This is a genomic window from Mastigocoleus testarum BC008 (assembly GCF_001456025.1).
In the GTDB taxonomy this organism is placed as follows: Bacteria; Cyanobacteriota; Cyanobacteriia; order Cyanobacteriales; family Nostocaceae; genus Mastigocoleus; species Mastigocoleus testarum.
Genome location: NZ_LMTZ01000031.1, coordinates 20,769 through 29,716 on the forward strand (window position 1 = coordinate 20,769; position 8,948 = coordinate 29,716).

General features: G+C 35.3%; 4 protein-coding genes. 3 read left to right on the forward strand and 1 reads right to left on the reverse strand.

What is annotated here, in order from left to right; translation table 11 throughout:
- Positions 1–45: 45 nt before the first annotated feature.
- A complete protein-coding gene (locus tag BC008_RS06580; protein WP_027842802.1) occupies positions 46–3,195 on the reverse strand; it encodes a beta strand repeat-containing protein in 3,150 nt (1,049 codons plus the stop codon).
- A gap of 526 nt (positions 3,196–3,721) precedes the next feature.
- On the opposite strand from BC008_RS06580, the gene BC008_RS06585 reads away from it, so the two are divergent.
- The 3 genes from BC008_RS06585 (at position 3,722) to BC008_RS06595 (ending at position 8,623) form a co-directional block, all read left to right on the forward strand.
- Positions 3,722–4,147: a hypothetical protein gene (locus BC008_RS06585; protein ID WP_027842801.1), complete on the forward strand. Its 426-nt coding sequence runs from the start codon at positions 3,722–3,724 to the stop codon at positions 4,145–4,147.
- 466 nt (positions 4,148–4,613) lie between these two features.
- Positions 4,614–6,308 (forward strand): NF038122 family metalloprotease, encoded by a 1,695-nt coding sequence (locus tag BC008_RS06590; protein ID WP_027842800.1) that lies wholly within the window; start codon positions 4,614–4,616, stop codon positions 6,306–6,308.
- A 344-nt stretch (positions 6,309–6,652) separates the two neighbouring features.
- A complete protein-coding gene (locus BC008_RS06595; protein ID WP_027842799.1) occupies positions 6,653–8,623 on the forward strand; it encodes an NF038122 family metalloprotease in 1,971 nt (656 codons plus the stop codon).
- The last annotated feature ends 325 nt before the right edge of the window (positions 8,624–8,948 follow it).

The following is an 8,948-nucleotide window of genomic DNA, read 5'->3' on the forward strand; positions in this document are numbered from 1 at the left end:
ATTAAGTGAAAAAACTTATAAGCTGCATATAAAAGCGGTTTATCATTAATTGTTATAACAACTAATTGATGAGAACCAAGATCTGTTATGATTTCTTTGAGAAACCTGTGCAGTCAATAAAACTTCGCCTTGGGAGTTAAGCACTATTGATTGAGCTTCTACGAGGGAATCGTTAGAATCAGAAACTTTGATTGGATTTTTTGTGGATGAAAGAGCTTGTTGAGCAGTATCTTGCGGCTTAAGAATTGGAGTTATTTCTAAATCTTCTAATATGGTGTTGCTACTAAGGATTGCTTCCGGGTTAGATGGTAATCCACCTTTGCCAATAACCACAAATCTATTTCTGATTTGTCCTTTTGCAATCTGAACTCGGTCGACTCCGCAACCACGAGCAATCTGATTAGAAGTATCCGTCATTTGTTCTGGTAGCTCAGTTATTCCCTGAGAAGGATCTATATCAGGTGTAGTTATTTCTACAATACCGTTGGCACCAAAACTTGAACTAACAGTAATATCACTTAAGGAAGTTAATTTCTCACGAAACTCGATACCAAAAATATTTCGAGCTGAAATTTGAATATTTCCTCCCTGTCCTTCAAAAGCATTAGCAGTAATATCACTATTTTCTGAGGGCACTGCAATCAAGAAATTTGTCGCGATATTAATATTACCTCCATCTCCACCTTTGCTATTAGCACCAGCAGTTGCAGAAATTAAACTGTTGTTACGCATCTGAATCATGTCGGCGATTTTCAGGGAGATATCACCACCATCGTCAGAAGCTGTTTCTGCAATAATTGCTCCCCAGTCATCAAGCAATAAAGAACGAGTATTTAGCTCAATATTACCTGCTTTTCCTGTTCCTGTTGCTTCTACAAACAAACCACTACGTACTTCTGTATTTGATGAAGTACCAGTACCAGTGAGTTTAACTGTATCTGAGGCATTAACATTGATACTTCCTCCCACACCTGCACCAAAACTAGAAGCCGAGATTCTCGCCCCATCCAAAATCGATAAATCCTTAGCATTAACATCTAAACTACCTGCAGCTAGATAACCTTGAGTAGAAGTAAATAAACCACTAGGAACTTCATCTACACCACTAAGTTCGATTTTATTTGTCGCTGTTACTTCTAATTTTCCACTAGGTGCCATACCTGTAGTTGCTGCTTGAATTTGGGATCCATCTCTTACGAGTAACTCATCAACATTAATTGTCACATTACCTCCCCAACCGACATCATTAGTAGAAGCTGATATTCGCGCTTGTTTACCTTGGAGAGTTAATTTTCCGGTGTCTAATAAAATATCACCACCTTTACCTGTGGCTGTTGATGTGTCTTGTTTAGCTTCGACTTGAGCAAATAAACCACTAAATGCCGTATCTAAGCCTAAATCTTGTATTTCTATAGAATCAGAAGCACTAATGGAAACACGACCAGCATTACCGCTACTAAAGGTACTAGCTGATATTTGTGCTCCTTCATAAATCTGTAATCTTTCGCTTGTTAAGGAAATATTACCTCCCTGACCAGTAGCTCCCGGTTCCACATTAGTAAATACGCCACTTAATTTACCAGTCTGTGAACTACCAATTAATTCATAATCTTTCGCTTGAATCGTGACTTGACCCCCATCTCCTCCGGCGAAAGTAGAAGCAGATATTCTGGCTCCATCGCGAATATTTAATTTTCCTGTTTCGATACTCACTCCTGCAGATTTTTCAGAACTATGATTATCGCTAAACAAACCACTAGGAACTGAGCCATCACCCCTCTCACCAATAAGCTCAATAGAATTGGAAGCTTTCACTGTTAGTTGACCGCTAGCTCCTTCTTCAAAGGCGTTAGTTGCTATTTGAGCACCATCTCTAACATTTAAATCTTGAGTGGTAATTAACACATCACCAGCATTCCCAGAAACCTGAGTTTCTGTTCCCAGGATACTTTTTACAACCTCTAGATTATTAGCACTAATAGTTAATTTACCACCTTGACCTGAACCACGTGTTTCTGCAGAAACAACTGACTCAGCTTGAACTGAGATATTTTCAGCTTCTAGAGCGACATCTGCACCCTGAAGGTTACCTAATGTAATTGCTTGAATACCAGAACTGTTAATATTGATCTCATCACCATAGAGATTAACTACCCCACCATTTTCAATCCCATTAGGGAAAGTTACGGCAAAAAGAGCTGATTGCTCCAAGTTTATTTTCTGACCTTGGAGTTGGATATTACCACCACCAGGACCACTGACATCATTCACCGATCTAATTAGCTCTATGTCTCCAAAATCCTCTACATTTGTATAATCTAAAGTAAAACCTTGTGGACCTTGGTTCAGACCAACAAAACTATTTTCTCCTACAGCACCAAGCTCTATACGACCTCCTGGAACAGTTATATTGCCTAGTTCTCCTTTGATTTCACCACCGACAAACGCTAAGGTCTGAAAAGGTTGTAAAACTAATCCACCTGGTGCACCTACTGAGTTAAGAACTGTACGACTATTATTAAACTGAGATTGATTAGTAATAGATTTAGCTTGATTACCAAATTGTAAACCTAGGGGAACGCTAATAATTAGCAAAGGTTTGGTCGGGTTTATCGCACTGAACTCATCTCCATTAGAAAGTCTAAGACTTGAAGCGGTGCTAGCAATGAAGGAGCCACCAAGATTCAGCGAAGCGTTGGGACCAAAAATAATCCCATTAGGATTTATTAGAAAAAAATTAGCGTTACCGTTCGCTTGGATTAAACCATTGATATTAGATTCCAAATCACCAGTGACGCGATTGATTATATTTGTAAGATTTGCGTCATTCTGAAAAATCGCAGAACCATTCTCGGGAACAGAAAAATTTTGAAAACTGTGGAATAAGTTATTACCTACTTTTGTTCCCCCCGTAATTAAAAAATCGATTCCTGGTGTTGTTCCTGGTGTGACCACTGTTTGTCCATCAGGAAGATTGGTATCTGCTGATATTTGAGCCACAGATGGAGATGTTCCACTCAAAGTACAGAAAGCTATACCGGCGATTGTTCCAACAGATTTCTGAAAAATATGATTGTTTAAACTCAGAAAATTCTTGTGAGAAACTATTTTTGCAAAGCCTCCACATAGATTTCGAAAAACTCCAATATGGCAAATATTCTGTTTTAATCTTTCAATACCCTGTTTTCGATTCATAATCGGTAGTACCCTGATTTTGTCACAATTTTTTCAGGAGAATATACGTAAATTTTCAAGATGCAAGGCAAAAGCAGAACTCTAGAAATAGAAAATGTTCTATTTATTCAGATTTCATGCATATTTGGCCGTTCTACGTATGTATAAATACACTAGTATTATGAAAGAATAATTTTTATATTGATGTAGCCCTTGAAATACTACCAGAATTATCCTAATATTTGATGCCAAACGCAAATATTTATTCAGTATAAACTCGTAGTTAATGCATGTTTATTTTTATTAGATAGTATAATTTTATTTACTTGTTACTATAATTTGCTTGATTTTTTTTAATTAGCCAACGGTTTTTTTACCTAATTCACCGGAAAATATTTGTGGAAATGAATTTAAGTCTGCATATATCTGGGGTAGGGGGAAATAATTATAGAATTATAGGGAGCAATTCTGCTAGGCACTAACATTTTACTAGACTGCAGAACAGCTAATTTCCGAACATGATATCAATGGTAATCCTCTGGGGATTATGCACCCAGTACTTGGAAGAGGAGAAAAATTAGATATTACATATTTAGATTTGCAATTATTGGATGTTCTTGGTTACACCAAAGTTGAAGATCGAGAAAATCGATGGTTGCATCAACTCACTCAAAAACAGAAAAGATTGAAAAAACTTTTGGCAAAAGCAAGATTTAGGATGAAGTATAATTATGCTTCTTCTTCAAACAGGGGTTTTAGTTTTTGGCAAGAAATAGATTCTTTAGAAGCTCCTGAGTATAATGAAGCACTATTGACAGAGAAATTTACAGAAGAAAATTTTGTAGAAGATGGATATAGTGTTTTTTTCCATCAAGAGTATCGAATTGCTACTACCGCTGAGCCGAATGCAATTACAGGATTGGGGATTTTGACCCTATTTGGCTGGTTGATTCGTTGCGTTCGCAGAGATTGAATATTTTATTTAGTGAAGATTTTGTAAGCTTTAACTTTTCTGCTCTCTGAATTTGTTTTTTTGTAACAGATACACAAAAATATTCTAAGCAAAAATAATCTTAAAAGGTTTCAAATAATACCTAACATTAGGATTTAGAACTTAAGCTTGGAGTCGATTGCTAATAATAACATCAAATCTTTGAAATCATGGATTAATTTTGAAGTTTTAATAACAAAATAATTAAGTTACTAAAAATATTTTCTCAGGATAATTACTATTCTCTCATCCTATATAAATAGGATAGAAATATATCTGATATATTGAGGAGAAAATATAGAATTTTTTTGAAAAAAGGACAAATTAAATAGAAAAATGTAGTATTTATTTCTGAATAAGTACAAACATGAAAATATTTGCATCATAATTATGAGCAAATTTATATCAATGATTTAGTGCAAAGAGATAATCATTGTAAAAATAAATCATGAAACCCACATATGTTCACCAATTTAATAAAGTGAAAAAGTTTATACCATTGGGCATTGTGTTATTAGCTGGAATATCTAGCAGTCATCCAGCCCAAGCACTACAATTCAATTTCACTTATAGTGATGATACTTCCGAGGAGATAATCAATGGATTTCAGACTGCTGGGGATATTTGGTCTTCTAAATTTCAAGATACTTTTTTAGACTCAGATTGCTCCTGTGAAAGAAACACAACCATTAATATTAAGGTTGATTTTACTCAACTGAGTAATTCCAAAGGATTAGGTGTAGCAAACCCAGAGATGGTCAGCGTTGATTACAATCAGTTTTTGAATCATAGTTTTAAAGAGATAAATTCTGCAGATGATTTAAATGCTTTCAAGAGTTTTCAAATTAGCCAAAACGACAAAGAAAATTTCTTACAAGTATTAGGTGTTGATTTAGAAAATAAAGATTTTGCGGAGAATTATAATGTTTTGCAAGAACAGGGTTTTAACATTCAAAGAAAAATCAAAGGTATTAAACCCAAGTCAAACGATTTGATTGCAACTCAAGCTGGAAATATTTTTCAACAGCTCAATCTGGAGCAAATTGAACTGTTAAACCGTGATGAAGTTAACTTTAGTAGTTCAACTTTCAAGATGCAAATAGATGATGATAGTAAAGGTAAAGGTAAAGGTAAAGGATTAGAAAAGAAAACTATTATTGATGAAGATAACAGTGTAAATAACAGAAAAATTTGGTTAACCCGTGGAAATTCTAAGGTATTGGGTTTGACGAATGGAAGTCATCATAAGCTTGATGCTAAGATTTCATTGAGCAATTCCATGTTGTCTGCCAATGGCGATATTATCAGTCACGATGATTGGCTAAACCAAAACCCCCAAGGTAATTTTCTTCAAGACACTATTTGGGATTTTTCCCGAGTTGATAATCTAAATGCTCAAGTAGCAAGTCATAAGTTTGATTTTCTTAGCGTTGCTCTACATGAAATTGGTCACGCTTTGGGGGTTGTCAGCGGAGTCGATGCTCTTAGCTCATTAAAAATTCAGACTGAAGCTAATAACGAAACTCTTTCAGATAAGGATACTGCGTTAGTTAGTCCAATGGATCTAATGCGTTTCTCAGAGGAGAGTGCACAAAAATCTGTATTTGATTGGTCATCTAGTGGAAATACTTTTTTATCAATTGATGGTGGTAAGACAAAAATCGCTGATTTTGCTGATGGATTTTCTTATCAAACTAGCCATTGGTCAGAAAAAGGTGATGTAAATAGTAATCCTTTGGGAATAATGCATCCAGTACTTGAAAGGGGTGAGAAGTTAAATATCACCGACTTAGATTTGCAATTATTAGATGTTTTGGGTTACACCAAATCTAAAGGTGAGGTCAATAATCTATTGCAAGACTCTCAGAACAAGGAGAAGAAAGAAAAGAAAGAGAAAAATAAAAAGAATAAAAAATCTGAGCCAGAGACAGACTTTGACATCAGCTATAGTAATTCGACTTCTTCAAGCAGTGGGTTTAATTTTTGGCAAGAAGCAGATATTACAGATCGAGATCGAACAGATCCATTTACAGCAACTAATCAACAGTATAAAACTGCTACCACACCAGAGCCAAACACAATTGTAGGATTGGGAATTCTCGGTATATTCGGCTGGCTACATCGGCGCATGCGTAAAGGCTGAAAGCTTTATTGAAAAGTTGCGACAAAAAAAGTATAAAAAAACAGCCCGTTGCCAAAGTAATAACTTTATCTTGAAGTTTAAACAATAAAACTGTTAAGTCCCTTTAAACCATTACTTCAGAACAATTACTCTTCTATTTAATTTGATTAGTGCGATAGAAATATATGTAGTAAATAAGAATTTTTCATTCAGAAAACCTCTTCAACCTCAAGCGCTAAAACAATTTCGAAATTCATTGTTTCTCATATATATAGAAAAAGCAAATAAATCACATAATATTCGACACCATATTTTTTCAAAAAAGTTTCCATTACAAACTTATTTGCACAGGGTAATTTTGACAAATGATTAAATCTACATTTATTCGTCAGGTTAATAATTTTAAACGGGTTGCACCACTAACTTTTGCATTGATAACTGGTATATTTAGTAGTACCCCAGCCCAAGCAATACAATTCAATTTCACTTATACCCAAAATACTTCTCAAGAGGTGGTTGATGGTTTTTTAGCTGCTGGTGATATTTGGTCTTCTAAAATTGGAAACACATTTTTAGATCCATCTTGCTCCTGTAAAAAAGATACAACTGTTAATATTTATATTGATTTTACCCAATTAGGTAATTCCAAAGGTTTAGGCGCAACACGCCCAACTATGCTCCGTTTTAACTATCAAAAATTCTTGAATAGCAGTTTTAAGAGCATCACTTCTATTGACGATTTAACAGCTTTCAAGAGTTTACAAATTGCTCAATCTAATAAGGAATATTTTTTACAATCATTAGGTGTTGACTTACAAGAAAATACTTATGAAGAAAACTTGAATATTTTGCAACAACAAGGGTTTAACATTAACTCCGCCCTTGATAATGTTGAAGCTAACTCTAACAGTACCATTACCGCTCAAGCCCAAGATATTTTTAAACAACTAAACCTGACTCAATTGCAGAATTTGAACCGCGATTTAGTTGAATTTGATAGTTCAACATTTAATATGCGAATTGAGGATCATAATACGGTCAATGTAGACAACCGCGACCAAGTCGATATGGTGAAGACATTAGATCCGGAAACTATCATCGACCAAAATGGTAATGACAATAACAAGAAGATTTGGCTTACTCGTGCAAATGCTAAGGCTTTGAAACTGATAAATGGCGATGATACAAAGTCTGATGCTGAAATATTGCTCAGTAATTCCATGTTGGATGCTAACCGTGAAATCATCAGTTACGCTGATTGGCTAACTCAAAATCCCCAAGGAAATTTTCTTGAAGATACTATCTGGGATTTTTCTCGAGTTAGCGATCCAAATGCTGAAGTAGCTAGTAATAAATTTGACTTTCTTACCGTCGCTCTACACGAAATTGGTCACGCTTTAGGAGTTGTCAGTGGGGTAGATGCTTTTAATTCATTGAAAATGCAGGCTGAGACGAATAGCACTACTTTGTTAGAAAAAGATATCGCCTTAGTCAGTTCAATGGATCTATTGCGTTTTTCTGAAGAAAGCAAACAAAATGGTGTATTTGACTGGTCTTCTAGCGGACAAACTTTCTTGTCAATAGATGGGGGTCAGACCAAACTAGCTGACTTTGCTGATGGTAATTCCTATCAAACCAGTCATTGGTCAGAACATGGAGGTATCAATGGTAGTCCTTTGGGAATTATGCACCCAGTACTTGGGAAAGGAGAAAAGTTAGATATTACAAACCTAGATTTGCAATTATTAGATGTCCTTGGCTATACCAAAACTGATGAAGAGATAAGCTTATGGTTACAAGGTTCTGCAGAACAATTAACTCAAAACTTATCAACAGCAAGCTTACAACAAACAGCAAAAATATTTAGTCTGCTTAATAATGTAAGTGAAGAACAGAAAGAGGCTTGGGAAACAAAACTGATCCAAGCAGTTATGAATATGAGGGATGTTAATGAAGAAACAGCCCGGAAGCACGTAAATGATCTGGAGGAATTTATCACAAATATCCTGGTGCACTTTGATTTTAACCACGAATATGGAAATTTGTGGAACAATGAATGGAACTTTTTGATGAGCTACAATGGTTGGGGCTCATCGAGCGGTGGATTTAATTTTTGGCAAGAAATGGATACTGTAAGTGAAGGTGAACCAAGCCAAAGTTCAGTAACAGATGGAAATGGTATAGAAGATGCCTACAGTATGTTCTTCGATCAAGAGTATCAAGCTGAGACTACACCAGAGCCAAATGCAATCGCAGGCTTTGGAATTTTGGGTATATTTGGCTGGCTACATCGTCAATACAGTAAAAAATTAGAAAGATTCATCACTACAAAGTAATCCTAATTCTAGTTTCCGCAGATCTCATACTAAGTCTGGGTTAATTACCCCTTTTTAGAATGAGAGAGGGAAGTGTGAGAAATGCGGGAAGTGTGGGGGAAAATCCCAAAAAATATATATAAAGGGATTTTAAAAATCGGATTTAGTATCAATAGAATTAAGAATCCTCTCATCTAAAAAAGGAGTGAGAATTTACGAATCAATTTCACTCCTGAATTTCAATAAATCAGTTGTCTATCCCAATACCTTTGCCAATTTACGAGGATGCAACACAATTAGAAGTATTGTGAATGCGTCCTAAAGAAGTAAGCTTGGCAAAAATCTG

Bases quoted from the DNA above. Each gene is read 5' to 3' on its own strand.
- BC008_RS06580 (WP_027842802.1), bottom strand. From the start codon at position 3,195: ATGAATCGAAAACAGGGTATTGAAAGATTAAAACAGAATATTTGCCAT.
- BC008_RS06585 (WP_027842801.1), top strand. From the start codon at position 3,722: ATGCACCCAGTACTTGGAAGAGGAGAAAAATTAGATATTACATATTTA.
- BC008_RS06590 (WP_027842800.1), top strand. From the start codon at position 4,614: ATGAAACCCACATATGTTCACCAATTTAATAAAGTGAAAAAGTTTATA.
- BC008_RS06595 (WP_027842799.1), top strand. From the start codon at position 6,653: ATGATTAAATCTACATTTATTCGTCAGGTTAATAATTTTAAACGGGTT.